Here is a 23,855-nt window from a genome sequence, read left to right as displayed (position 1 = left end):
GCAGCGCCCCCTCGGGGGGCAGCGTATTACTCGAAGTGAAAAGCGTGGGGGCTAACGTCTCACTTGGTGGCAGGTGCAGTTACCCCACGCGTACATACGAAGGTGATGCGCCCAGTCGCGCAGCGTGGCCCAGGCGCCGCCGGTGGCGACTTCGTAAGGTGTGAGGCCGAACATACCCAGGCTGATGGAGGGCTCCACAGAGACCACTGAATGCCAGGTCCGTTTGGGGATGAACAGGGCATCGCCGGCTTCCACGCGGGCATGGTAGCCGTGGGCTTTTTCGAAGGACGCGAGTTCGCGGACTTGCTCGGGCAGGCGCGAGACGTTGATGTCGCTGAGCGTGGCGCCCCAGTCGTACTTGGCGGCCGGGCAAAGGTGCTGGCTCTGGTCGGGTGAAAAAAGGATGAACTCCTTGACGCCCTGGAGCTGCACAAACCAGTTGTGCGGGAAATCGTTGTGCAGGCCGGTCACGGTATTGGCCGGGCCCATGAATACGTATTCCCAGGTCATGCGGCCGGGCCACAGGCTCTTGATGAGCAGGTCTTCGCGCAACTCGGGGTATTTCTCGAGGATGTCCCATTGCGCCAGGTACAAGGTCGTCGGCTTGAACGACTGCATGTGGGCCCAGTTCAGGTGAAAGCGCTCGCCGGGTTTGTAGCCGTCCCGCACCGGCTTGGGCAGCAGGCCGGCCATGGGATCCGGCGCGCGCTGCGCCGCCTTGCCGAGTTCCCGCAGGTAGGGTGCGACCGGAAGAAAGGGGCGGCCCTTGGTCACGCCTTGTTCGACCAGGCCGTCGGTGAACTTGACCGGCACCTCGGCGCCCTTGCCGGCGCAGACGTCGGCGAGGAATTCAAACGACCATTTTTTCCAGGCCGGCCAGTGGTGGATGCCGCCCTTGACCAGCACGGGTTTGTCGAACGGCTGCGTGCGGCCCGCGCGCTTGAGTTCTTCCCAGGTGGTTTCCTCGATCCGCTCGAAGCTGGGGCCTTTGGGAACGTGTAGCGGCGCATCGGTCACGCGTTCGGCCTCAATCGGCAGGGGCAGGGGATTGTGTGCGGGCATCAACATGGAAATTCTGGCCGGAGGCCGGCCTTTGTTGGAGTGTTGTGAAGCGGGCAGCGACTAGGGATCAGGGGGCCAGCAGCGCGTTGATCTTGAGCAGGTCTTCGGGTGTCAGTGTGCCGTTGGCCTGGCGCAGTTTCAGGTCGCCGAGCAGCACGTCGTAGCGCGCCTTGGCCAGATCGCGTTTGGTCTGGAACAGCTGGCTTTGCGAATTGAGCACGTCGATGTTGATGCGCACGCCGACCTGGTAGCCCAGCCGGTTGGCGTCCAGAGCGCTCTGGCTGGACAGCTCGGCCGCTTCCAGCGCCTTGACCTGGCCCTGGCCCGACTGCACGCCGAAGTAGGCGGTGCGCGTGGCCTGGGCCACGGTGCGCCGCGCGCCTTCGAGGTCGCTTTTGGCCTTGTCGCGCAGCGACAGGGTTTCGCGCACGCGGTTTTGCGTGGCGAAGCCGGCGAACAGCGGCACGTTGAGCACCACGCCGACGGTGGTGGTGTTGGTGCGGAAGGCAAACGGCGGGATGGTGGTCGCCGTGCCCGAGGGGTTGCGCGTGACGTTGTAGCTGGCCTGTGCGTCCAGCGTGGGCTTGTGGCCGGCCTCGGCCTTGTTCACTTCCAGCTCGGCGATCTCGACATTGCTTTGCGCCTGGCGGATGCTGGGGTGCACCAGCTCGGATTGCTCGACCCAGGTATTGACGTCGGCGGGCGTCACGACCGGCAGGCCGACGGGGGTGGCCAGGGGCTTGGGCTGGGTTTCGGTCTTGCCGACCAGGGTGTCCAGCGCGATTTTTTTGACGCGCAGGTCGTTTTCGGCGGCGAGCTCCTGGGCGATCACCAGGTCGTAGCGGGCCTGCGCTTCACGCGTGTCGGTGATGGTGGAGGTGCCGACCTCGAAGTTGCGCTTGGCCGACGCCAGCTGTTCGGCCACCGCGGCTTTCTGGGCGCGCACAAAGGTCAGGGTGTCCTGCGCGGCCAGCACGTCGAAGTAGGCCTGGCTGGTGCGCACGATCAGGTCCTGGTCGGCGCCCTGCAGCTGGGCCTGGGCCAGTTCCACCTGCCGGGAGGCCTGCTGGTAGGTGGCCCAGTTGGCCGGGCGGTACAGCGGCTGCGACAGGTTGAGCGCGGCGTTTTGCGTGTTGAAGCTGCGGTCTATCACCGGGGCGGTGTTTTCAAACGAGGTGCGCGACGCGCCGGCCGAAATGCCCGCCGTCGGCAGGATGCCGGCCTTGGCCTGGTCGGCCCTGGCGAGGTTGGCGTCGTATTGCAGCTTGGCCGACTGGTAGGAGGCGTCGAAGGCGCGGGCCGACTCATACAGCTCGACGAGACTCTGGGCATGCGCCAGGGGCGCCATGGCCAGCAGTGCCACGGCGGCCGCAATCGACAAGGGCAACATCGCCGGGCGGGCCGGCGGTTTCTTGGGCGTGGTCATAAGGGTCCTGAAGAAATGGATGAATCGGCGGATGAAAAAAACGGCGGGGCTCAGTAAAGCGGCACGGAGCGGTCCACCTGCTGCGACCAGGCGTTGATGCCGCCCTGCAGGTTGACGACTTCGGTGAAGCCGCTTTGCATCAGATAGTTGGCCACCTGCAGGCTGCGCATGCCGTGGTGGCACAGGCAGGCAATCGGCTGGCCGGCGCCGGCTTCCTGCAGCTCGGCCAGGCGCTGCGGTATCTCGCGCATCGGAATGTGGACCAGCCTGAAGCCGTCTTCCTTGACCGAGGCCGTCTGCAGCTCCCAGGGCTCGCGCACGTCGAGCACCACGGGCAGGGCAGGCGCGCCGGCGCCGGCGTTGTCGCGCCAGGCACTGAAATCGGCGGGGTTGAGCTGGGGAATCATGGACGGTGCTTTCGGGCGTTGTTTCAGAAGCTGAAGACCGAGGGCTCGGGGAAGTTCAGCAGGCGCGGCGCGACGGTGTCCCAGGCCTGGGTGGTGCGCCAGGCGTCTTCGGCCACGCGCGTGACCAGGGTGGCGCGCATCATGGGCTCGAAACCGACGATGGCGCTCAGGCGGCCGCCGACCTTGAGCAGGGACAGCAGCGAGGCCGGCACCTCGGCGACGGAGCCGCTCAGCACGATCACGTCGAAGGGGCCGCGCAGCGGGTCGTTGCCGGCAACGGCTTGCGCCAGCTTGGCGGCGCCGTCGCCGGTGCGCACTTCGGCGTTGTAGAGGCCGGCGCGCTGCAGGTTGTCGCGCGCGGTTTGCGCCAGCACGGGGTCGATTTCAAGCGTGATCACCTGCTGCGCGCGGTGCGCCAGCAGGGCGGCCATATAGCCTGAGCCGGCGCCGATCTCGAGCACTTTTTCGTGCTTCTGCACGGCCAGTTCCTGCAGGATGCGGGCCTCGACCTTGGGGGCCAGCATGCACTGGCTGGGATTGGCCTGGGGCGGCAGCGGGATTTCCATGTCGACAAAGGCCAGCGCCTTGTGGGCCGCCGGCACGAAGTCTTCGCGCTTGACCACGGCGAGCAGGGAGAGGATCTGGTTGTCCAGCACTTCCCAGGGGCGGATCTGCTGTTCAATCATGTTGAATCGGGCTTGTTCGTAGTTCATGGCGGGCCTGTGGTTTGGCGAATTTTGGGGGGAAAGAGGGGAAGAACGGGTGTTCACGAGATAAACCTTTGATTTTAGCGGCCGGCCATGACAGGCACGGGAGGGGCCGGCGGTGTTTCAGAGGGATCAGCGACACGGGTTTTGCGGCCGAACTTGCGCTTGAACCATTGGCCCAGGTCGTCCAGGTAGCAGTAGGTCACGGGCACCACCACCAGCGTCAGCAGCGAGGAGGTGATCACGCCGCCTATGACGGCCTGGCCCATGGGGGCGCGCTGCTCCGAACCCTCGGTCAGGGCGAAAGCCAGCGGCACCATGCCGAAGATCATGGCCAGCGTGGTCATCAGGATGGGCCGCAGCCGCACTTTTGCGGCATGCAGCAGGGCTTCGCCGCGCTCCATGCCGGGCACGCGGTGGCCGTCAACGTCGAGCCGGTCGGCGCGCATGCGGATGGCGAAATCGACCAGCAGGATGGCGTTCTTGGTGACCAGGCCCATCAGCATCACCACGCCGATGATGGAGAACATCGACAGCGTGGAGCGGAACAGCAGCAGCGCCAGCACTACGCCGATCAGGGTCAGCGGCAGCGAGGTCATCAGCGCCATGGGCTGCAGAAAGCTCTTGAACTGGCTGGCCAGGATCATGTAGATGAACAGGATGGCCATCACCAGCGCCGACACCRCGTAGCCGAAGGACTCGGCCATGTTTTTGGTGGAACCGCTGAACTGGTAGCGGTAGCCCGGCGGGAAGCTGAAGTTGTCGAGCACGGCCTTGATGTCGCTGGAAGTCGTAGGTCTGGTCGTCGGGCGCGCGCCAGTTGCCCACCGTCTGGCCGGCCACCAGGGTACGCAGGGAAGCGGCGATCTGCGACACCGACAGGCCCAGGTCGGAGGCCGCGTCGCGCCGCACGTCGACCTCGATCACCGGCTTGTCGGCCTTGACGCTGGAGTCCAGGTCGACCAGGCCGGGGATGCCCCTGATTTTGTCGCTGACCGCGCGGGTGAGCCGTTCGAGTTCCTTGAGGTCGGTGCCCTGCAGGGAAAACTCCACCTGCTTGGCGCCGCCCACCGAGTCGAGCAGGCCGACGTGCGTCACCGTGATGCCGGGCACCTGCTTGAGCCGCTCGCGCAGCGCGCCCGACATCTCGTCGACGCTGCGCGTGCGCGCCTTGCGGTCCACCAGGCGCACATAGAGGCTGGCGTACATCTTGCCCTGGGCATTGCCGGTGTTGAGGGTGGCCAGCGTGAACCTTACCTCCGGAAATTCGCGCACGATGGCCTCGACCTGGCGCGCCTTGGCCTCGGTGTTTTCCAGCGATGAGCCGACCGGCGTGTAGAAGTTCAGGGTGGTTTCCGAGAAGTCGGCCTTGGGCACGAACTCGGTGCCCAGCAGCGGCACCATGAAGATGCTGGTGACAAAAATCACCACGGCCATCACCAGCGTCGCCAGCTTGTGGCCCAGCGACCAGCGCAGGATGCCCTGGTAGCTGCCGCTCAGGGATTCGGTGGCGCGGTCGAACCAGCCGGTGACGCGGCCTATGGTCTTGTCGTAGAAGGTGACGGGCGCGCCGCGCCGGCCGTGTGACGCGATGGCCGGGTCGTGCCAGATGCTGGAGAGCATGGGGTCCAGCGTGAAGCTCACGAACATCGAGATCAGCACCGCCGCCACGATGGTCACGCCGAACTCGTGGAAGAACTTGCCGATGATGCCGCCCATGAAGCCTATGGGCAGGAACACGGCCACGATGGAGAAGGTGGTGGCCAGCACGGCCAGGCCGATTTCCTGGGTTCCGTCCATCGAGGCGCGGTAGGGGTCTTTGCCCATCTGCACGTGGCGCACGATGTTCTCGCGCACCACGATGGCGTCGTCGATCAGCAGGCCCACGCACAGCGACAGCGCCATCAGCGTGATCATGTTGATGGTGAAGCCGAACAGGTTCATGAACAAAAAGGTGCCGATGATGGAGATCGGCAGCGTCAGCCCGGTGATCACGGTGGAGCGCCAGGAGTTCAGGAACAGGAAGACGATGAGAACCGTCAGCAGCGCGCCTTCGATCAGCGTGCGGCGCACGTTCTCGACCGCCACGCGTATCGGGCGCGAGCCGTCGCCGATGAGTTCCAGCCGCGCGCCGGGCGGCAGCAGCGGTTGCAGCTCGGCCACGGCCTTGTTCAGGCCGTCGACCACGGCAATGGTGTTTTCGTCCTGGGCTTTTTGCACCGTGAGCAACAGGGTGCGCTGGCCGTTGTAGAGCGCCATGCTGTCGAGTTCCTGCGCGCCGTCGGCGATGCGTGCCACCTGGTCGACGGTGACCGCCGCGGCCGTGCCGCCGGCCGCGCCCTTGCGCGCCACGATGATCTTGCCGAAGTCTTCGGGCCGCTTCATGCGCGCGTCGATCTTGACGACGCGCTCCTGCTGCAGCGAACGGATGGCGCCCACCGGCAGGTCCTGGTTTTCGTTGCGAACGGCGTTGACGACCTGGTCGGCGCTGATGCCCAGCGACTCCATGGCCTGCGGATTCAGGTAGACGTTGATTTCACGTTTGGTGCCGCCCACCAGCGTGACGGAGCCGGCGCCGCGCACGTTTTCCAGGCGCTTTTTGAGAACCTGGTCGGCCCAGTTGGTCAGCTCTACCGCATCCATGGCCTTGCCGCTGCCTGCCTGGGTCTGGGGCAGGACTGCCACAGACCAGATGGCGCGGCTGGCCGGGTCGAAGCGCAGCACGCGCGGCTCCTTGACCTCGTCGCGGAAGTTGGGCCTGATGGCCGCGATTTTTTCGCGCACGTCCTCGGCCGCGCGGCGTCCGTCGATATAGAGCTGGAACTCCATGATGACGACGGACTGGCCTTCATAGCTGCGCGAGGTCAGCGCATTGATGCCGGCGATCGAGTTGACGCCTTCCTCGATCTTTTTGGTGACTTCGCTCTCGACGATTTCGGGCGAGGCGCCGGGGTATTCGGCGGTGATCACGACCACCGGGAAGTCGATGTTGGGGAACTGGTCGACCTGCATGCGCTGGTAGGAGAACAGGCCCAGCACCACGATGGCCAGCATGACCATGGTGGCGAACACGGGATTCTTGAGGCTGACCTGCGTGAACCACATGCGCGTGAAGCCTCAGGGCGCCGGCTTGGTGGGCGTGCTGGCGGGAGGCTGCGCGGAACCGGCCGCGGACAGCTGCGTGAAGCGCACTTTGGTGCCTTCGCGCAGTGCGCCTATCTCGCCGCGAACGACGAGCGCGCCGTCCTCCAGGCCCTTCACCGCCACCACGGCATCGCCACCGGCGGCGCCGCGTGTGCCCAGTTCGACGGTCTTGTGCACCACCACGCCGTTTTCAACGACCTGCGCATAGGGCGCGGGCTTGTCGGTGCGCACCGCGCTGACGGGCAGCGACAGCAGCGAGGCGCGCGCCGTGCCCAGCGTGCCCTGGGCGAACAGGCCCTGGCGCAGCGGCGGGGCGCTGCCCTCGCCGGACGCGCCGGGATTGTCTATGGTCAGGTAGGCCAGCACGCTGCGGCTGCCGGCCTGCGCGCTGGGGTTGATGCGCGCGACCACGGCCGTCACCGGCTGGCGGCTGCCTTCCACCTGCAACTGGGCGCTCTGGCCCACGCGCACGTCCATGGAATCGCTCGCGCTGAGCGTGGCCTCGAGTTCGAGCCGGCTCAGGTCCACGATCTCCACGATTTTGGTGTCAATGCCCACGCGCTCGCCGGGCTGCGCCAGGCGCTGCGAGACCTGGCCGGCGATCGGCGCCTTCAGCACCGTGTCGTCCAGCGATTTGGCGGCGACTTCGGTGGCGGCCAGCGCGGCCTTGTAGGTGGATTGCGCGGCGTTGAGGTTGGCCAGCGAGGTGTCCAGGGCGGTCTTGGAAATGAAACCCTGGTCGACCAGGGCCTTGTTGTTGTCGTACTGGCGCTGCACCACCTCGACCTGGGCCTTGGCGGACTCGGCCTGTTCGCGGGCCTGGCGCACGCGTGACTGGTATTCGGCGGCGTCGATGCGCGCGATCACCTGGCCGGCCTTGACCACGTCGCCCTCGCGCACGGCCAGCCCCYGCAGCTCGCCGGCAACCCTGGCCTTGATGACGGCGGAGTTGACGGCCTTGAGCGAGCCCGAGACGGGCAGGCCCTGCACGACTTCGCGCACCTGGACCTTGATCACATCGGTGCCGGCCAGTTCCACCAGGCCCATGTCCCTGGCCGCGCTGCCGGCGGCCAGCGCCTGCTGCTGGGCCTTGCGCGCGGCCAGCGCGCGCAGCACCCCACCCGCGATGAGCAGCACGATGAGCCCGGCGATCGCCCACTTGACCCAGCGCTTCATGCCGCGGCTTTCCTGTGGGCCCGGACGGCGATGCCGGCCGGTGCGGAGATGCCGTTCAGGATGGTTTCCACCTGGAAGGCGATGTATTTTTGGGGGTCCAGCTCCGTGTCGCTGCTCAAACACACGCCGGCGGAGTGCCTGGACAGGATCAGGAAGATCATGGGCGCGATCACCAGGTAGACGGCATAGTCCAGGTCCATGGGACGGAACTCGCCGCGGTCCATGCCGCGCTGCAGGACGGCGCGAATCAAGGCCTGGCCAGGCATGATGACTTCCTGCTGGTAGAAGGCCGCGATGTCGGGGAAGTTCTTGGCCTCGCTCATCATCAGCTTGGTCAGGCCCGAGGCGCGTGTCAGGCCCACGCGCTCCCACCAGCTGTTCATGCAGTAGGCCAGCAATTCGGGGGTGGTGCCTTCAAAGGCGTCCAGCTCGGCGCGCCATTCGGTGAAGCGGCCCGAGATGTTTTCGCGCACCACGGCCTTGAACAGTTCTTCCTTGCTCTGGAAGTAGAGGAACAGCGTGCCCTTGGAGACGCCGGCGCGGGCGGCGACTTCCTCGGCGCGGGTCGCGGCAAAGCCTTTTTCGACAAAAAGGTCCAGCGCGGCCTCCAGCAGCTCGCCCGGGCGTGCTTCCTTGCGGCGCTCGCGTTTGGCGGCGACGGCCGTGGTGTCGCTGAAGAGTTTGGTAAGTGACATAGTTACTGACTGACTGGTTAGTAATATATCTGCTTACTTTCCGACCGTCAACCCAAACCCCGTAGGCTACACCGGCTAGCCGGGACGGCTGGACTCATCTGGTAAACCCACGGTAAAGCGCCCGCGGGTGCGACTTTGGCGCCACAACAGAGGCGCGGGTGCATATTCCACGCAAGGAAGCGCCGTCCCGGGACGCCGGTGACAGGGCGGCCGACGGCGGTGCCGGCCTGGCTACAAGAAGAAAAAGCGCTTCTTAATAGAAGGCCTGCAGGCCGGTCTGCGCGCGGCCCAGGATCAGGGCATGCACGTCGTGGGTGCCTTCATAGGTGTTGACGGTTTCCAGGTTGATCATGTGGCGGATCACGTGGTATTCGTCATGGATGCCGTTGCCGCCGTGCATGTCGCGCGCCATGCGGGCGATGTCCAGCGACTTGCCGCAGCTGTTGCGCTTGATCAGCGAAATCATTTCCGGCACGGCCTTGTCCTCGTCCATCAGCCGGCCCACGCGCAGGCAGGCTTGCAGGCCCAGCGTGATTTCAGTCTGCATGTCGGCGAGTTTTTTCTGGATCAACTGGTTCTGCGCCAGCGGGCGGCCGAACTGCTGGCGGTCCAGGGTGTACTGGCGGGCGCGGAACCAGCAGTCTTCGGCCGCGCCCAAAGCGCCCCAGGCAATGCCGTAGCGCGCCTTGTTGAGGCAGCCGAAAGGGCCCTTGAGGCCGCTCACGTTGGGCAGCAGGTTGGCCTCGGGAACAAACACGTCGTCCATCACGATCTCGCCGGTGATGGAGGCGCGCAAGCTCATCTTGCCTTCGATCTTGGGGGCGGTGAGGCCCTTCATGCCTTTTTCGAGCACAAAGCCGCGAATGCTTTCCTGGCCGCCGACTTTTCCGTCGGGATCTTCCAGCTTGGCCCAGACGACGAAGACGTCGGCGATGGGGCTGTTGGTGATCCACATCTTGGCGCCCTTGAGGATGAAACCGCCGTCCACGGGCTTGGCGCGCGTCAGCATGCTGGCCGGGTCGGAGCCGTGGTTGGGTTCGGTCAGGCCGAAGCAGCCCACCCATTCGCCGGTGGCCAGCTTGGGCAGGTATTTCTGCTTTTGCGCTTCGCTGCCGTAGGCGTTGATGGGGTGCATGACCAGCGAGCTCTGCACGCTGATGGCGCTGCGGTAGCCGCTGTCCACGCGCTCGACTTCGCGCGCCACCAGGCCGTAGCTCACGTAGTTGAGACCGGCACAGCCGTAGCCTTCAATCGTGGAGCCCAGGAAGCCCATGGCGCCCGCCTCATTCATGATCTCGCGGTCGAACTTCTCATGGCGCGCTGCCATCAGCACGCGCGGCTGCAGCTTCTCCTGGCAAAAGGCGTGGGCCGCGTCGGCGATGGCGCGCTCGTCGTCGCTCAGTTGCTCCATGAAGAAAAACGGGTCCTGCCAGTTGAAGGTGGTTTTCATGGTCTGTGTCTCCGGAAGAAGGGGAAGGGGCTTGGTTTGCAGTGTAGGCGCGCGGCCTGAGGCGCCGGCGGCCATGGCTGATTGTTTGACAAGCATGAATAGTTGTCTAATATCAAATATCGATGCAACGATATAAAAAACATATTCATGGAATTCCGCCACCTCCGCTATTTCCTGGTCCTGGCTGAAGAGCTGCACTTCGGCCGCGCGGCCCGGCGCCTGTCGATCTCGCAGCCGCCGCTGTCGCTGAACATCCAGCAACTGGAGGCCTCCATAGGCGCGAAACTGTTCACGCGCAGCAGCAAGTCCGTGCAGCTGACGGCCGCGGGCCAGGCCTTTGTGCCGGCGGCGCGCGCCCTGCTGGACCAGGCCGCGCAGGCGGCCGGCCATGCGCGTGACGTGGRCCAGGGTATGGCCGGCAGCCTGGCCATCGGTTTCTCGGGCACCATGCTGTACAGCGGACTGCCCCGCATCCTGGAGCGTTTCCAGGCTGAACACCCGCTGCTGCGGCTGACGCTGAAGGAGCTCAGCTCCAGCGAACAACTCATAGAACTGGCACACGACAGGCTGGACCTGGGTTTTGTGCACACCACGCGCGTGCCACCCGAGCTGTCGCAAATCCTGGTGTCCAGCCAGGCCTTCATCTGCTGCCTGCCGGCCGGCCATGCGCTGGCCCGCAAGCGCTCGCTGTCGCTTTCGGCTTTGCAGGGTGAGCCCTTTGCCGTGGTGTCGCGCGCGGTCTCACCCGACTACCACGAGCGCATCCTGGCGATCTGCACCGAAGCCGGCTTTTACCCCGAGATGCGTTATGAACTGCGGCATTGGCTCAGCGTGGTCTCGCTGGTGTCCCAAGGCATGGGCGTGGCGTTGGTGCCGGCCGCGCTGCGGCAATCGGCCATGGCCGGCGCAGCCTTTGTGCCGCTGGACGCGGCCACCACGCCTTACGACACGCATTGCCTGTGGAAGACAGCGCGTGGCGACCATGCGGCGCTGTCGGCGTTTGTACAGGCAGTGCGGGCGATGGCGCCGGCGGCAAAGGACTGAACACCCCGCATCCGGCGTCCGGCGAAAGACCTTGGGGAAAGTATGTCCACCGCCGGGGACCTAAAGCTGCCACCATCGGGCGGTTCATAGTCTTCAGGAGAACGGCATCAACCCGTATATCTGGTGTGTGGTGGGTGCTCTCCTCGGCGGCGCCGCCTGCCTGTTCGCAGGCACCCGCGAAAAAATCCTCGTTCTCGAAAACCTCGGTGTCGGCGTGTTTGGCGCCTACATAGGCGGCGACTTTGTGGCCGCCATCCTCAGCCATGGCAAGACCAACGACACGGTGTTCAGCATGGGTTCGCTCGGCCTGGCCGTGGGCGGGGCCATTGCCGCGCTGGCCCTGCTGCGGCTGATGCAACGCGCCGTCGGCCCCATGCAGCGCAGCAAGGCCACGCGCCGCCGCGATTGAGCCCCTGCCCGGCAAGGGCAAGCGGGGCGGCCAGGGCAGATGCGTGGCCCCCGGCGTAAGATTTCCGCTCATTTCACGACCAACGGTTTTCAGCGGAGATTGCCATGTCCTCATCCCTTCAAACCATCACCCTGGGCGGCGGCTGCTTCTGGTGCACCGAGGCGGTGTACGTCAAGGTGCGCGGCGTGACCGACGTTGAGTCCGGCTACAGCAACGGCCAGGCCGCGCGGCCCAGCTATGAAGAAGTCTGTACCGGCCGCACCGGCAGCAACGAAGTGGTCAAGCTGACTTACGACCCGGCAGAAATCTCACTCAAGGAAATCCTCGAGATCTTTTTCGTGATCCACGACCCGACCAGCCTGAACCGCCAGGGCAATGACGCCGGCACGCAGTACCGCAGCGGAATCTATTACTCGACGCCTGAGCAAAAAGCGGTGATTGATGATTTCATCCGCGAAGTCAGCCAGGACAAAACCTTCGGCAAGCCCATCGTCACCGAAGTGCTGCCGCTTGAAAATTACTGGCCGGCCGAGGCTTATCACCAGGACTACTTCGAGAACAACCCCAACCAGGGTTATTGCGCCTTTGTGGTCGGCCCCAAGGTCGAGAAATTCCGAAAGACTTTTGCCTCGCGCGTGAAGGACTGAGCCTGGCCCTCAGGCGCCCAGGTGTGTAGCCAGCTGGTCAAAGGTGCCGCCATAACCCTGGGCCATGGACGGCTGCAGGTCCTCGAAATACCGGCGTTCGGCCGCGCTCTCGCCGAAAGGCCGGGCGCGCAATGACACGATGGTGTTTCCATCGCGCTCCGTGAAGCTCACCGAGTTTTTGATTTCAAGCGGGCAGTCCTCGCTGAAGGGCGCGCGTGCCATGCCGCAGTTTTCATTCGAGAACGAGTTGAGCCAGACCAGGCGTTCCTGCGGGACGATCTCGCGGTAGTTGAAGCGCCCCCACATCGTRGGCGCATTCGGGAACTTCATGGCGTAGTGGAAAAAGCCGCCCGGCCTGAACTCAAAACGAAAAACCTCGATGGCGCAGCCCTTGGGGCCCCACCAGTGGCCGAGTTGGGCGGCTTCGCTCCAGGCTTGCCAGACGCGCTCGCGCGGCGCCTTGAACACACGGTCTATCAGGAAGAGGAAGGCCGGGCTGCCGGCCTTGGCGTCGTCATTTGGAGGCATTTTTCTTTCCTTTCGATGGATTGGATGGTGTGGGGGCTGTCGATTGCAAAAAAGCGTCCAGCCGTTCGAAGCTGTCTTCCCAGACATGGCGGTACAGCGCCATCCAGCTCGCGACTTCCTGCAGCGGCGCGGCTTCCAGGCGGCAGGGCCGGGTCTGGGCCGCCCGTCCGCGTGAGATCAGGCCCGCGCGTTCCAGCACTTTCAGGTGCTTGGAGATGGAAGGCTGGCTCATGTCAAAGGGGGCGGCCAACTCATTGACCGTGGCCTCGCCCGCGGCAAGCCGCGCGACGATGGCGCGGCGGGTCGGGTCGGCGAGGGCGGCGAAGGCCTTGTTCAGGGTGTCGGCGGAGGGTGTCATGTTCCTGCTTGGTTATATAGCTATTTGGATATATTAAGGCGGTGGCGTGGCGCTGTCAACCCGGCGCTCAGGGCGCCGGTCCGGCGTTTACACGCGCCGCTGCGCGAAGTAAAACCATTCCTGACCGACTTCGCCGCGCGGGTTGGGAAACACCACAAAGCCGTCGGCCGGCGCGGTGATGGCCTCGCCGCCGTGCCGCGTGCCTATGGCCTCGCCGGCCTTGACCGCGTCAAAGCTGCGCCATTCGCGGGTGAAGCTGTCGCCCACATGTTCGCGGTCTATCACGTCGACCAGGCGCAGGATTTTGCGCTCCATGGGGACCGGCGCGGCAGGCTGCKCCACCAGGCCCAGCAAACCCAGCGTCTGCAAAATCGCATAACGCGCCACCTGCACCGCCTGCGGGTCTTCATGCTGCCCGCATTCGAGTGTCACGCCGTAGCCGCCGCGCGAACGCATGTATTCCGTCGTGCCCACACCGTAGTTCGGGTCCGTCACCAGGCTTTGCGCGCGCGTGCCGCCGCTGGCTTCGGCCACCGCCGTGCGCCGCTTCACGCCGCGCGCATAAGTCTCCAGCCAGCCTTCGACGATGCGGTGCGGCCCGGTGTGCAGCGCCAGCTGCATTTCCTCGGGCGCATGGGTGAAGGGTTCCAGCGCGCCCTGGTTGTTCTGCGGGCCGATCATCACGAAGGGCGCGCCGCCGGTGTGGAAGGAATGCAGATCCAGCAGCACATCGTGCGCATCCAGCAGCGGGCACAGCACGTTGGCGATGCGGTCTTCAAAATCCTGCGGGATCGCGCTGGGCGCCATATTGCGGTTCAGGTTGCGTTCGCCCATGCGCTGCTTGAGGCTGTAAGCCAGCGGATTGGTCACCGGCACAAAGGTCACGGTACCGCGTTCGATGGCCAGCGCGCCGCTGTCGACTTCTTCGAGCAACTGGGGGGGGGGGGGGGGGCCGGCCCGATGCCGGCCATGCCGCGTTCATGTGACGTTATAGCGCAGGGCCGGGTGGGTGCCGTAAATTCACGGTATACATTAGCCCCAATCGTGGTCAAGCCCGCGGCCAACAAAAATCCCGTATGCACGCTGCCTGCAAAACCCTTTTCCTGGCGCTGCTCATCAGCCTGGTGCTTTTTGCGATTGCCTTCGGCACGCCTGTGCTGAGCATGTTCACTTCGGCCAAGGTCCTGGAATGGGTGGGCTGTGCATCGGCCGGTTTTGACACACCGGCCATACGCTGCGGCTACGGCGGTGGCGGCGCGGTCAGCGAGCGCTTTGGTCCGCTGAGCTACTGGTTCACCACCTTGCTGGCGCCTTATTTCCTGGTCAAGCACTTCTGGGATGTGATGCTGGCCTGGCTGGCGCTGATCCTGCTGTTTGGCGGGCTGGCTACCGTCTGCGGCAACAGCAAGCCTGCGCCGAAACGGCCTGCATGGCCGGACACGCGCCCTGAAACCTGAGCGCATATTTTGGCCTTTTTGCCTATGATGGATGCGTCGCTTGCAAAGACGGAGGCATCATGGACGCTGACCTTGAAAGCTTGTCGCGTGAACAGCTCATCGCTGAAGTGAAGAGATTGCGGCAGGGCATTCGCGAACACCGCGACAGCACCGGGCACGAGCTGTGCTGGCACCATCCCGCGCTGTGGTCGCTGCTGCCGGAAAAGACAGATCCGCTTCCGGTGGTGCCCGACTGGCCGCAATTTTTGCAGGGCTGCCTGCGCTACCGCCAGTCGCTCGACGAACAATTGCCGCAGGCCCCCCGGAGCGACAAGCCCTACCGGGACTGACTTTACAAAGCTGGGCTGGAAACAGGTGCAATTACGGTAATAATGCAACTAGATTGCGTTAATTGAAAATCAGTAGCCCTTCATCGCTGCGCCCAACTTTCCTTCCATGACTGACCGCCCGGCCGACCCGATAGACACCCTGCTTTCCGCCCACGGACTGCGCCGCACGGCGGCGGCGCGGCTGGTGCTGGGCTGGCTGCTGGCGCACCCCGACATCAGCTACACCCATGCGCAGCTGCAGGCGGCGCTGGCGGACGATGCCGAGCTGGCGCTGGACCGCGTCACCCTGTACCGCTTGATAGATCGGCTCACGCAGGTGGGGCTCTTGCTGTGCCGCGTCGATGCCAAACGCGTGCGGCGCTACCAGGCCATGCCCAGCAGCGTGCACGCGATCCCGCACTTTGAATGCCAGAGCTGCCACCGCGACAGCTCGCTGGACGGCGCGTTCTCAGGGGCCCTGAAAGCCAATGCCAATGACCTGGAGCGTGCCGCGCAGACCGCGCTGGAAGCGCTCAAGGCCCTGGGTTACCAGGGCACCAGCATGGACTTCGCGGTGCGCGGCGTCTGTGCCGACTGCGCAACGGCGGCGCCGGCGACGGCTTTTTCATGATCAGCACGCGCCAGCTGGTTTACCGCTACGCGGGCGGTGGCCCCGAACTGCGCTTCGAGGACGTGGACGTGGCCCAGGGCGGCGTGCTGCTGCTGCGCGGCGCTTCGGGCTCGGGCAAGTCGACCTGGCTGGCGCTGGCCGCCGGTTTGCTGGCGCCGGCCGAAGGCGAGATCACGGTGGCGGGGCAATCATTGAAGACATTGGGCAAGCTTGCGAGTGATGCCTGGCGTGCTGCCACTGTCGGCTTTCTGCCGCAGAAATTGCATTTGAGCGCGGCGCTCACGGTGCATGGCAACCTGGCCATGGCGCAGTGGGCCGCGGGCCGGCCGGCCGACGAAAGCCGCATCGGCGAGGCGCTGGCCGCGCTCGACGTGCAGGCGCTGGCGCAGCGCAAGCCGGCGCAGCTCTCGGGCGGCCAGGCGCAGCGCGTGGCGCTGGCGCGCGCGGTGCTGCTCAAGCCGCGGGTGATCCTGGCGGACGAGCCTACGGCCAGCCTGGACGACGAGGCCGCGTCGGCTTCGCTGGACTTGCTGCGGGCCACGGCGCGGCAGCAGGGCGCGACGCTGGTGATCGCCACGCACGATGCGCGCGTGGCGGAGTTTTTCAGGGACGAAAAAAGCCTCAAGGCCCTGCAACTGGGGCGCCGGCCAACATGAAGACGATTGCTTTCGCCTGGCGCTACCTGTGGTCGCGTCCGCTGGCCGCGGCGCTCAACCTGCTGCTGCTGACACTGGGCCTGGCGTCCATCACATTTTTGCTGCTGGTGGGCCACCAGATCAACCAGGCCTTCGACCGCGACCTGGCGGGCATCGACGTGGTGGTGGGCGCCAAGGGCAGCCCCATGCAGCTTATCCTCTCGGGCGTGTTCCACCTCGACGTGCCGACCGGCAATGTGCCGCTGGCAGCGGTGAAGGAACTCGAAAAACACCCGCAGGTCGCCAAGATCATTCCGATCAGCCTGGGCGACAGCTTTCGCGGCTTTCGCATCGTGGGCACCACGCCCGACTACATCAGCCACTACGAGGCGCAACTGGCGCAGGGCACGCTGTGGGCCAAGCCCATGCAGGCGGTGATAGGTGCGCAGGTCGCGCGGCAGACCGGCCTCAAAGTGGGCGACAGCTTCACCGGCACGCACGGCCTGGGCGGCGGCGGTGAAGAGCACAAACTGAGCCCCTATGTGGTGTCCGGTGTACTGTCGCCCAGCCGCACGGTGCTGGACCGCCTGGTGCTGACGGCCACCGAATCGGTCTGGCAGGTGCACGAGACCGATACCGCGCTGGACGACGACGACCGCAAGGTGCTGGAAGAAGACCGCGAAATCACGCTGGCGCTGATCCAGTACAAAACGCCGCTGGCGGCGGTGACCTTCCCGCGCTACATCAACAGCAGCACCGAGATGCAGGCCGCGGCGCCGGCGCTGGAGATCACGCGCTTGCTCAGCATGGTGGGCGTGGGCACCGACGTGCTGCGCGCACTGGCCGGCGTGCTGCTGCTCACGGCCGGCCTGAGCGTGTTCATCGCGCTGTGGGGCGCGGTGCGCGAGCGCCGGGCCGACCTGGCGCTGCTGCGCATGCTGGGCGCGCCGCCGCGCAAGGTGGCCGGCCTGCTGCTGTGCGAGGCACTGTGGCTGGCCTTGCTGGCCACTGTGCTGGGCGTGATGGCGGGGCAGGGCCTGACGGCGCTGCTGGGCTGGGCGCTGCAGCTCGAAAAATCTGTGTTGATCGGCGCGATGTCGTGGCCGGTCGAACTGGTAAGTGTGCCGGTATTGGCCCTGGGGGTGGCGCTGGCGTCCGCGCTGCTGCCCGCCTGGGAGGCCTACCGGGTCAGTGTGTTTGAACTTCTCCAATCAAGGTAACTTTTATGCCAAGCCTTCGTTTCGCCCAGCAATTCCTCAAGTTCTCGCCCGTCCTGGGCGGCGTGGCCGCGCTGGCCCTGAGCGCCACTTTTTCGCTGGCCCATGCGCAGCACAGCGACAAGGAAACCAAGGAAGACATCCAGCGCCACCGCGCCATGGCCGCCGCCCATGAAAACGCGGCCAAATGCCTGGAGTCGGGTAAAAAAGACGAGGTCTGCGAAAAAGAACTGCAGGCCGCTTGCAAAGGGCTGGCCGTCGGCAAATACTGCGGCATGAAGCACGTTCACTGAGCCTGGGGCATCATCAGGCCTGAACCGTCGCCACACCCCCAGGAGTCCCGCATGCACCCCATCCTTCGCCATTGCCTGAGCCACGCCGGCGCGCTGGCCTGCGGCCTGTCCATTACGGCCGCGGGCCTGCAGGCGCAGACCCTGTCTTCGCCGGTGGCGGGCGGCGCCAAGCCGGCTGCTGCTGCGGCGCCGGGTTTTGACCTGCCGGTGGGCCAGGGTGCGGGCGTGCATGGCGCCAACAGCCCGTTCCCGCCGCTGGCGGCCCGCACTGACGTGGTGCCCTGGTCGGTGCTGACGGCGGTGAAAACCAAAAGCGAGAAGAACCGCATCCTGCCGGTCTTTACCCTGGACCAGATGGCGCTGAACCAGAAGACGCAGCGCATCCAGGGTTTCATGATGCCGCTGGACCCGGGCGAAAAACAAAAGCATTTCCTGCTGTCGTCGGTGCCGCTGACCTGCGCCTTCTGCCTGCCCGGCGGGCCGGAGAGCATGGTCGAGGTCAAGACCAAGACGCCGGTGAAGTACAGCATGGAGCCGGTGGTGGTGGAGGGGCGCTTCCTGGTCCTCAATGACGATTCCTACGGCCTCTATTACCGGATCACGGATGCCACCAGCGTCAAATAAGCGCCGCTCACAAAACCCTCCTGGCGTTGTTGCGCCGCCTTGCCGTACTGGTGTACTGTCTGCGGCGACGCGCCTAGCCAGGACCGCTTCGCTGGGTTTTGTGAACGGCTTCAAGTCAGGACTCCTTCGTCCATGAATGCCTTGTCGCGCGTTCCAGCGCGGACCTTGCCCTGGCTGTTGGCCGCCGCGCTGCTGCTTGCGCAACTGCTGGGGCTGATGCACGGCGTGGTGCATGGCCCGCAGGCGCATGTCCATGCGCAATCACATGTGCAYCACGACGGCCATCAGCATCAGCAGGAACACTCTGCGCTTGCGCATGCCGAAGAAGAGGGCGACGACGGCTGGCTGGCCTCGTTGTTTTCCTCGCATGACGGCGATTCGGACTGCCGCCTGTTCGACCAGGCCAGCCATGGCCAGGCGGCGCCTGCGTTTCCCCTGCTGAGTTTGCCGCTGGTGCTGTCCAGCGTGGCTTTTGACATCTCCCGCGGCGAAGCACTCGCCCGCTGGGCGGCGCTGTTCGACGCGCGCGGCCCGCCTTCCACTCGCTGAATTTCCCCTCTGCTTGTTTAGCGCCGGCCGCCAGGCCAGGCGCAGCTTTGCTCTTCTTCTTTTCCGATTCAGCGAGTCATCATGAAACCACCTTTTATCAGCCACGCGCTTTGCGTCGCGGCAACGCTCTCTTGCGGCCTGGCGAATGCCCAGACCGCCTCGCCGGCGCCCGCGCCCAGCCTGAAAGAAATCACCGTCACCGGCAACCCGCTCGGTTCCACCGATCTGATCGCGCCCGCGGCGCAGTACTCGGGTGCCGGGCTGCTGTTGCGCGCCAAAACCACGCTGGGCGAAACCCTGGACGGCGTGCCCGGTGTGAGCAGCACCTACTTCGGCCCCAACGCGAGCCGCCCCATCATCCGCGGCCTGGACGGCGACCGCATCCGCATCCTGGGCAATGGCGGCGCGACGCTGGATGCTTCCAGCCTGAGCTATGACCACGCGGTGACGGCCGATCCCATCAGCATCGAACGCGTCGAGGTGCTGCGCGGCCCCGGCGCCTTGCTTTATGGCGGCAGCGCCGTGGGCGGTGTGGTCAACGTCATCGACAACCGCATCCCGCGCGAGGCGCTGTTCGATGAAAAGGGCGGCGTGGGCGGCAAGGTCGACCTGGGCCTTGCCAGCGGCAACCGCGAGAAACGCAGCGGCGTGCTGCTCGAAGGCGGCAACAACCGTTACGCCCTGCATGTGGATGTGTTCAACCGCGAAACCGGTGACGTGAAGGTGCCCACGGACCTGGCCTGCGGCAAGGGCGGCGTGAACACCATTACCAACCGCATCTGCAATTCCGACAGCAAAGTCCGCGGCGGCGCGGCCGGCGGTTCGGTGTTTTTTGACCACGGCTACCTGGGCGCGTCGGTCAGCACTTACCGCAGCAACTACGGCACGGTGGCCGAAGACGACGTGACGATCGACATGAAGTCGAATCGCGTGGCGCTGGAAGGCGAGGTGCGCGACCTGGGCGGCTTCATCCGCAGCGTGAAGGGCCAGTTGAGCCACACCGACTACCAGCACACCGAGTTTGAAGGCCCGAATCCCGGCACCGTGTTCAAGAACAAGGGCAGCGATCTGCGGCTGGAAGCGCGGCATGCGCGCATCGGAAACCTGGAGGGCCTGGTCGGCTTCCAGGCCGAGAACAACCGCTTCTCGGCCGACGGCGCGGAGGCTTTCGCACCCTACAGCAAGACTTCGCAGAACGCCATGTTCGCTTATGAAGAGTACGCCACGGGCTGGGGCAAACTCAGTTTTGGAGGGCGGCTGGAGTCGGTCAAGGTGGAGTCGCTGGGCAACCCGCTGGTGGCGCGCTTCGCACCGCTGACGCGCGACTTCACGCCGCACAGCTATGCGCTGGGTGCTTTGTGGAACGCGGCGCCGGGCTGGCAACTCACCAGCAACCTGGCTTACACCGAACGCGCGCCCAAGGACTATGAACTCTTCGCCCAGGGCCCCCATGTGGCGACCAAGGCCTGGGAAACCGGCGACCCCACCCTGGGCAAGGAAAAGTCGACCAGCCTGGACCTGGGCGCCAACTGGAAGTCGGGCGCCAACAGTTTTAGCGCCAACGCCTATGTGCACCGCTTCAAGAACTACGTCGGGCTGCTGGCCACGGGCAACCAATACGGGCAGGAAGACGGTGCACTGAACCCCGCCGACCTGGATGGCGACGGTGTGGACGACAGCAACCCGGACAACAGCCTGCTGCCGGAGTTTGCCTACACCGGCGTGCGCGCGCGCTTCGTGGGCCTGGAAGCCAGCGGCAACATACGCCTGTTGGAAGGCGCGTCCAGCCTGGACCTGGCGCTGCGCGGGGACGTCGTGCGCGCCACCAACCTCAGCAACGGCCAGCCGCTGCCGCGCATCGCGCCGGCACGCCTGGGCGCCAGCCTGATCTGGGCCAGCGGGCCTTGGGGCAGCAGCATAGGTTTTGACCACTCGATGGCGCAGAACCGCGTGGCCGCCGGCCAGCGCGCCACTTCGGCTTACACGCTGTGGAACCTGGCGGCCACCTACCGCATGAAGGCCGGCGCCAGCAACGTCCTCTGGTACGCAAAGGTGGATAACCTGACCAACCAGCTGGCCTACAGCGCGGCCTCGGTGCTGACGACCACGGCTTTCCTCAAGGCGCCGCTGCCGGGGCGCAGCCTGAAAGTGGGAATGCAGCTGGCATTCTAGGCAGCCACCGGGAGCATGGGCCGGGCATGTCGCGGTGGTTCGCAAGCTAAGATTACGCCAATGAACACGCTTGTCTTTGAGTCCCTGTTCCCGGTTGTGCTGTTGATCGCCGCGGGGTTTTTCGCCGGCCGGGCGCAGTGGATCGGGGCGAATGCCATCAAGGACCTTTCAAACCTGATCTTCCTGCTGCTCACGCCGGCCCTGCTGTTTCGCACCATGAGCCGGGTGCGCATCGAGCAGCTCGATTTCAAGCCGGTGCTGGCCTACTTCCTGGCGGTCATCGTGCTTTTTGGCGGCACCCTGCTGGTGCAGGGCTTCAACCGCCGCGCCGCCGTGCTGGCGCTGGCCAACACCTTTTCCAACACCGTCATGATCGGCATCGCGCTGATAGGCTTGATGTACGGGCCCCAGGGCCTGGTGACGCTGTTCACGCTGGTCTCGGTGCATTCGCTGGTGCTGCTGACCAGCGCCACCGTGGTGCTGGAGCTTGCGGTGGCCCATGAACAAAAACTCGGCACCAGCGACGAAGTGACGAGCGCGCCGCGGCACCCGGTGGCTACCGTGATGATGGCCGTGAAAAACGCGCTGCTGCACCCGGTGCCGCTCCCCATCATCGCCGGGCTGCTGTTCGCGCAGACCGGTTTCACGATTCCCGCGGTCGTCGACAAACCCCTGGAACTGCTGGCCACCGCCTTCGGCCCGCTCGCGCTGGTGCTGGTCGGTGTGACGCTGGCCAACACGCGTGTGGGCGAGCACTGGCGCCAGGCGCTGGCCCTGGCCGGGGTGAAGAATTTGCTGCACCCGCTGCTGGTGTTCGGCCTGTGCCGGCTGCTGGGCGTGAGCGGCGTGCCCATGGCGGTGATGGTGGTGGCTTCGGCCCTGCCGATCGGCGCCAACGTGTTCTTGTTTTCCCAGCGCTACAAGGTCGCCGAAGAGCTGATCACCGCCAGCGTGGTGGTCTCCACCGCGCTGGCCCTGGTGACGCTGACCGTGGTGCTGATCCTGGTCGGCCATTTCGGCTGACGCCTAATCCGGAGTCTTTCTGATGCAATTCCTCCAGTCATTGCCGGTGTCGGCGCAGACCATAGGCCTGCTGCTGCTGTCCAACGTGTTCATGACCTTCGCCTGGTACGGCCACCTGAAGAACCTGGCGACCTCGCCCTGGTACGTCGCCGCGCTGATCAGCTGGGGCATCGCCCTGTTTGAATACCTGCTGCAGGTACCCGGCAACCGCATAGGCTTCACCCAGTTCAGCGTCGGCCAGCTCAAGATCATGCAGGAGGTCATCACCCTCAGCGTGTTCGTGCCCTTCGCGGTGTTCTACCTGAACGAGCCGCTCAAGCTCGATTACCTGTGGGCGGCGCTGTGCATGGTCGGCGCCGTTTACTTTATCTTCCGCTCCGCCTGATCCGCGCAATGGCTGTTTAGCCAAGCAGGGGCCGCGGAACCGGCTTCGCCGGGCCGCAGGCGCAGCGGCCCCCTCGGGGGGCAGGGAGCTACACGAAGTGAGCGACCGTGGGGGCGGGTTAAACTTCCGGCAGTTACAAAAACGTCATATTTTTGACTTAATTCCTGAGGAAACAACATGCTGTTTGGCAAATTGCTGCCGCGCGAAGGCAATTTTTTCGAGATGTTCAACCAGCATGCAGAACGCATCGTGGAGGCGGCCCACGCCTTTTCCAAGCTGGTCGCCAACTACAGCGACGTGGAAAAGCGCGAAGCCTTCAACCGCGAAGTCGACCATGCCGAACGCGCCGCCGACCGCATCACGCATGAAGTCAACCGCGCGTTGCACAAGACCTTCATCACGCCCATCGACCGCGAGCAGATCCACAAGCTCATCAACACCATGGACGACGTGGCAGACCTGATCCAGGATTCGGCCGAAACCATGGCGCTGTATGACGTACGCCACATGACGGAGGACATCGTCCGGCTGACCGACCTCAGCGTCAAATGCTGCGAGCGCCTGCAGGACGCCGTGGCGCTGATCGAAAAAGTCAGCGACGCCGCGACGGCCGAAGCCGCGCTCAAGACCTGCGAGGAAATCGACAAGCTTGAATCCGACGCCGACCGCGTGATGCGCTCGGCCATGAGCCGGCTGTTCCGCGAAGAGCCCGACGTGCGCGAAGTCATCAAGCTCAAGGCTGTGTACGAATTGCTCGAAACCATCACCGACAAGTGCGAGGACGTGGCCAACCTGATCGAGGGCATCGTCCTCGAGAACTCCTGAACCCGGGCGCCTGAATCATGCAAACCGTACAGGCCGCCCTGTGGGTGGTGTTCCTGCTGGTCTTCCTGGCCATCGCCTTCGACTTCATGAACGGCTTTCATGACGCGGCCAATTCCATCGCCACGGTGGTCTCGACGGGCGTGCTCAAGCCGGGGCAGGCGGTGTTGTTCGCCGCCTTCTTCAACTTCCTCGCGTATTTCATCTTCCACCTGAGCGTGGCGGCGACCATAGGCAAGGGCATCGTGATGCCCGGGGTGGTCGACACCCATGTGGTGTTCGGCGCGCTGGCGGGGGCGATCACCTGGAACATCGTCACCTGGTACTACGGCATTCCCAGCAGTTCCTCGCATGCGCTGATAGGCGRCATCGTGGGGGCCGTGATCGCCAAGGCCGGCGCCAGTGCGCTGATCGCTTCAGGCGTCTTCAAGGTGGTGGCCTTTATTTTCGTGTCGCCCCTGCTGGGGTTCTTGCTGGGTTCGCTGATGATGGTGGCGGTGGCCTGGGTGTGTCGCAGGACGACCCCGTCGAAGGCCGACCGATGGTTTCGCCGGCTGCAGCTGGTGTCCGCGGGCGCCTACAGCCTGGGCCATGGCGGCAACGACGCGCAGAAAACCGCCGGCATCATCTGGCTGCTGCTGATCGCCGCGACCACCAGCAACGTGCAGGGCCTGCCGGTCTGGATG

The 23,855-nt window shown here is 65.2% G+C and carries 26 protein-coding genes and 1 pseudogene; 16 read left to right on the top strand and 11 right to left on the bottom strand.

Annotated features, from left to right (window positions below; genetic code table 11):
* Positions 1-51: 51 nt before the first annotated feature.
* From AC1D0P_RS14475 to AC1D0P_RS14440, 8 genes and pseudogenes are all read right to left on the bottom strand, one after another.
* Positions 52-1,068, bottom strand: coding sequence for a cupin-like domain-containing protein (locus tag AC1D0P_RS14475; RefSeq protein WP_477677372.1), 1,017 nt, complete (start codon positions 1,066-1,068; stop codon positions 52-54).
* Positions 1,069-1,129: 61 nt separating this feature from the next.
* Positions 1,130-2,488 (bottom strand): TolC family outer membrane protein, encoded by a 1,359-nt coding sequence (locus tag AC1D0P_RS14470; protein WP_477677371.1) that lies wholly within the window; start codon positions 2,486-2,488, stop codon positions 1,130-1,132.
* A 50-nt stretch (positions 2,489-2,538) separates the two neighbouring features.
* Positions 2,539-2,895 carry a rhodanese-like domain-containing protein gene (locus tag AC1D0P_RS14465; RefSeq protein ID WP_477653465.1) on the bottom strand — a complete coding sequence of 119 codons (357 nt, stop codon included), beginning with the start codon at positions 2,893-2,895 and terminating at the stop codon, positions 2,539-2,541.
* Positions 2,896-2,918: 23 nt separating this feature from the next.
* Positions 2,919-3,608, bottom strand: a complete 690-nt coding sequence (locus AC1D0P_RS14460) for a protein-L-isoaspartate O-methyltransferase family protein (RefSeq protein ID WP_477653466.1) — start codon at positions 3,606-3,608, stop codon at positions 2,919-2,921.
* Between the two features lie 74 nt (positions 3,609-3,682).
* Positions 3,683-6,707 (bottom strand): annotated as a pseudogene (locus tag AC1D0P_RS14455) (efflux RND transporter permease subunit).
* A 12-nt stretch (positions 6,708-6,719) separates the two neighbouring features.
* Positions 6,720-7,922, bottom strand: coding sequence for an efflux RND transporter periplasmic adaptor subunit (locus tag AC1D0P_RS14450; RefSeq protein WP_477677370.1), 1,203 nt, complete (start codon positions 7,920-7,922; stop codon positions 6,720-6,722).
* Positions 7,919-8,617, bottom strand: a complete 699-nt coding sequence (locus tag AC1D0P_RS14445) for a TetR/AcrR family transcriptional regulator (protein ID WP_477677369.1) — start codon at positions 8,615-8,617, stop codon at positions 7,919-7,921. The genes AC1D0P_RS14450 and AC1D0P_RS14445 overlap by 4 nt, the downstream gene beginning before the upstream one ends.
* A 253-nt stretch (positions 8,618-8,870) precedes the next feature.
* The gene (locus AC1D0P_RS14440; RefSeq protein WP_477677368.1) at positions 8,871-10,067 is read right to left on the bottom strand and encodes an acyl-CoA dehydrogenase; all 1,197 of its coding nucleotides are present in this window, start codon (positions 10,065-10,067) and stop codon (positions 8,871-8,873) included.
* 147 nt (positions 10,068-10,214) lie between these two features.
* On the opposite strand from AC1D0P_RS14440, the gene AC1D0P_RS14435 reads away from it, so the two are divergent.
* The 3 genes from AC1D0P_RS14435 (at position 10,215) to msrA (ending at position 12,167) form a co-directional block, all read left to right on the top strand.
* Entirely contained in the window at positions 10,215-11,111 is an 897-nt protein-coding gene (locus tag AC1D0P_RS14435) for a LysR family transcriptional regulator (protein WP_477677367.1), read from the top strand.
* A 130-nt stretch (positions 11,112-11,241) separates the two neighbouring features.
* Positions 11,242-11,520, top strand: a complete 279-nt coding sequence (locus tag AC1D0P_RS14430; protein WP_477677366.1) for a hypothetical protein — start codon at positions 11,242-11,244, stop codon at positions 11,518-11,520.
* Positions 11,521-11,624: 104 nt separating this feature from the next.
* Positions 11,625-12,167, top strand: coding sequence for a peptide-methionine (S)-S-oxide reductase MsrA (gene msrA / locus AC1D0P_RS14425; protein WP_477677365.1), 543 nt, complete (start codon positions 11,625-11,627; stop codon positions 12,165-12,167).
* A 9-nt stretch (positions 12,168-12,176) separates the two neighbouring features.
* Here the strand turns inward: msrA and AC1D0P_RS14420 are convergent, their stop codons facing one another.
* The 3 genes from AC1D0P_RS14420 to AC1D0P_RS14410 form a co-directional block, all read right to left on the bottom strand.
* Positions 12,177-12,695 (bottom strand): SRPBCC family protein, encoded by a 519-nt coding sequence (locus AC1D0P_RS14420; RefSeq protein ID WP_477677364.1) that lies wholly within the window; start codon positions 12,693-12,695, stop codon positions 12,177-12,179.
* A complete protein-coding gene (locus AC1D0P_RS14415; protein WP_477677363.1) occupies positions 12,682-13,053 on the bottom strand; it encodes an ArsR/SmtB family transcription factor in 372 nt (123 codons plus the stop codon). The genes AC1D0P_RS14420 and AC1D0P_RS14415 overlap by 14 nt, the downstream gene beginning before the upstream one ends.
* An 87-nt stretch (positions 13,054-13,140) precedes the next feature.
* On the bottom strand, positions 13,141-13,986 hold the full coding sequence (locus AC1D0P_RS14410; RefSeq protein WP_477677362.1) for a M14 family metallopeptidase: 846 nt from the start codon (positions 13,984-13,986) through the stop codon (positions 13,141-13,143).
* Positions 13,987-14,129: 143 nt separating this feature from the next.
* On the opposite strand from AC1D0P_RS14410, the gene AC1D0P_RS14405 reads away from it, so the two are divergent.
* The 13 genes from AC1D0P_RS14405 to AC1D0P_RS14345 form a co-directional block, all read left to right on the top strand.
* Positions 14,130-14,510 (top strand): hypothetical protein, encoded by a 381-nt coding sequence (locus tag AC1D0P_RS14405; RefSeq protein WP_477677361.1) that lies wholly within the window; start codon positions 14,130-14,132, stop codon positions 14,508-14,510.
* Between the two features lie 59 nt (positions 14,511-14,569).
* Positions 14,570-14,839 carry a hypothetical protein gene (locus tag AC1D0P_RS14400; protein WP_477677360.1) on the top strand — a complete coding sequence of 90 codons (270 nt, stop codon included), beginning with the start codon at positions 14,570-14,572 and terminating at the stop codon, positions 14,837-14,839.
* Positions 14,840-14,945: 106 nt separating this feature from the next.
* Positions 14,946-15,449 (top strand): Fur family transcriptional regulator, encoded by a 504-nt coding sequence (locus tag AC1D0P_RS14395; protein WP_477677359.1) that lies wholly within the window; start codon positions 14,946-14,948, stop codon positions 15,447-15,449.
* Complete coding sequence (locus tag AC1D0P_RS14390; protein WP_477677358.1) at positions 15,446-16,105, top strand: ABC transporter ATP-binding protein; 660 nt, start codon at positions 15,446-15,448, stop codon at positions 16,103-16,105. Before AC1D0P_RS14395 ends, AC1D0P_RS14390 begins: the two co-directional genes overlap by 4 nt.
* The gene (locus AC1D0P_RS14385; RefSeq protein ID WP_477677357.1) at positions 16,102-17,304 is read left to right on the top strand and encodes an ABC transporter permease; all 1,203 of its coding nucleotides are present in this window, start codon (positions 16,102-16,104) and stop codon (positions 17,302-17,304) included. Before AC1D0P_RS14390 ends, AC1D0P_RS14385 begins: the two co-directional genes overlap by 4 nt.
* Positions 17,305-17,309: 5 nt before the next feature.
* Entirely contained in the window at positions 17,310-17,594 is a 285-nt protein-coding gene (locus AC1D0P_RS14380) for a hypothetical protein (protein ID WP_477653482.1), read from the top strand.
* Positions 17,595-17,645: 51 nt separating this feature from the next.
* Positions 17,646-18,218, top strand: a complete 573-nt coding sequence (locus AC1D0P_RS14375) for a DUF3299 domain-containing protein (protein ID WP_477677356.1) — start codon at positions 17,646-17,648, stop codon at positions 18,216-18,218.
* Between the two features lie 132 nt (positions 18,219-18,350).
* Positions 18,351-18,767, top strand: coding sequence for a hypothetical protein (locus AC1D0P_RS14370; protein WP_477677355.1), 417 nt, complete (start codon positions 18,351-18,353; stop codon positions 18,765-18,767).
* 81 nt (positions 18,768-18,848) lie between these two features.
* Positions 18,849-20,939, top strand: a complete 2,091-nt coding sequence (locus AC1D0P_RS14365; protein WP_477677354.1) for a TonB-dependent receptor — start codon at positions 18,849-18,851, stop codon at positions 20,937-20,939.
* A gap of 60 nt (positions 20,940-20,999) precedes the next feature.
* Positions 21,000-21,962 carry an AEC family transporter gene (locus tag AC1D0P_RS14360; protein WP_477677353.1) on the top strand — a complete coding sequence of 321 codons (963 nt, stop codon included), beginning with the start codon at positions 21,000-21,002 and terminating at the stop codon, positions 21,960-21,962.
* Between the two features lie 22 nt (positions 21,963-21,984).
* Positions 21,985-22,347, top strand: a complete 363-nt coding sequence (locus AC1D0P_RS14355; protein WP_436157857.1) for a DMT family protein — start codon at positions 21,985-21,987, stop codon at positions 22,345-22,347.
* Between the two features lie 177 nt (positions 22,348-22,524).
* A complete protein-coding gene (locus AC1D0P_RS14350) occupies positions 22,525-23,172 on the top strand; it encodes a DUF47 domain-containing protein (RefSeq protein ID WP_413327724.1) in 648 nt (215 codons plus the stop codon).
* 17 nt (positions 23,173-23,189) lie between these two features.
* On the top strand, positions 23,190-23,855 hold a 666-nt coding region (locus tag AC1D0P_RS14345; RefSeq protein WP_477677352.1), incomplete at its 3' end, for an inorganic phosphate transporter.

Source organism: Polaromonas sp. P1_G2 (assembly GCF_056405515.1).
Note: the sequence above shows the minus strand (reverse complement) of the source record. Positions and strands in the feature narration are given on the sequence as shown.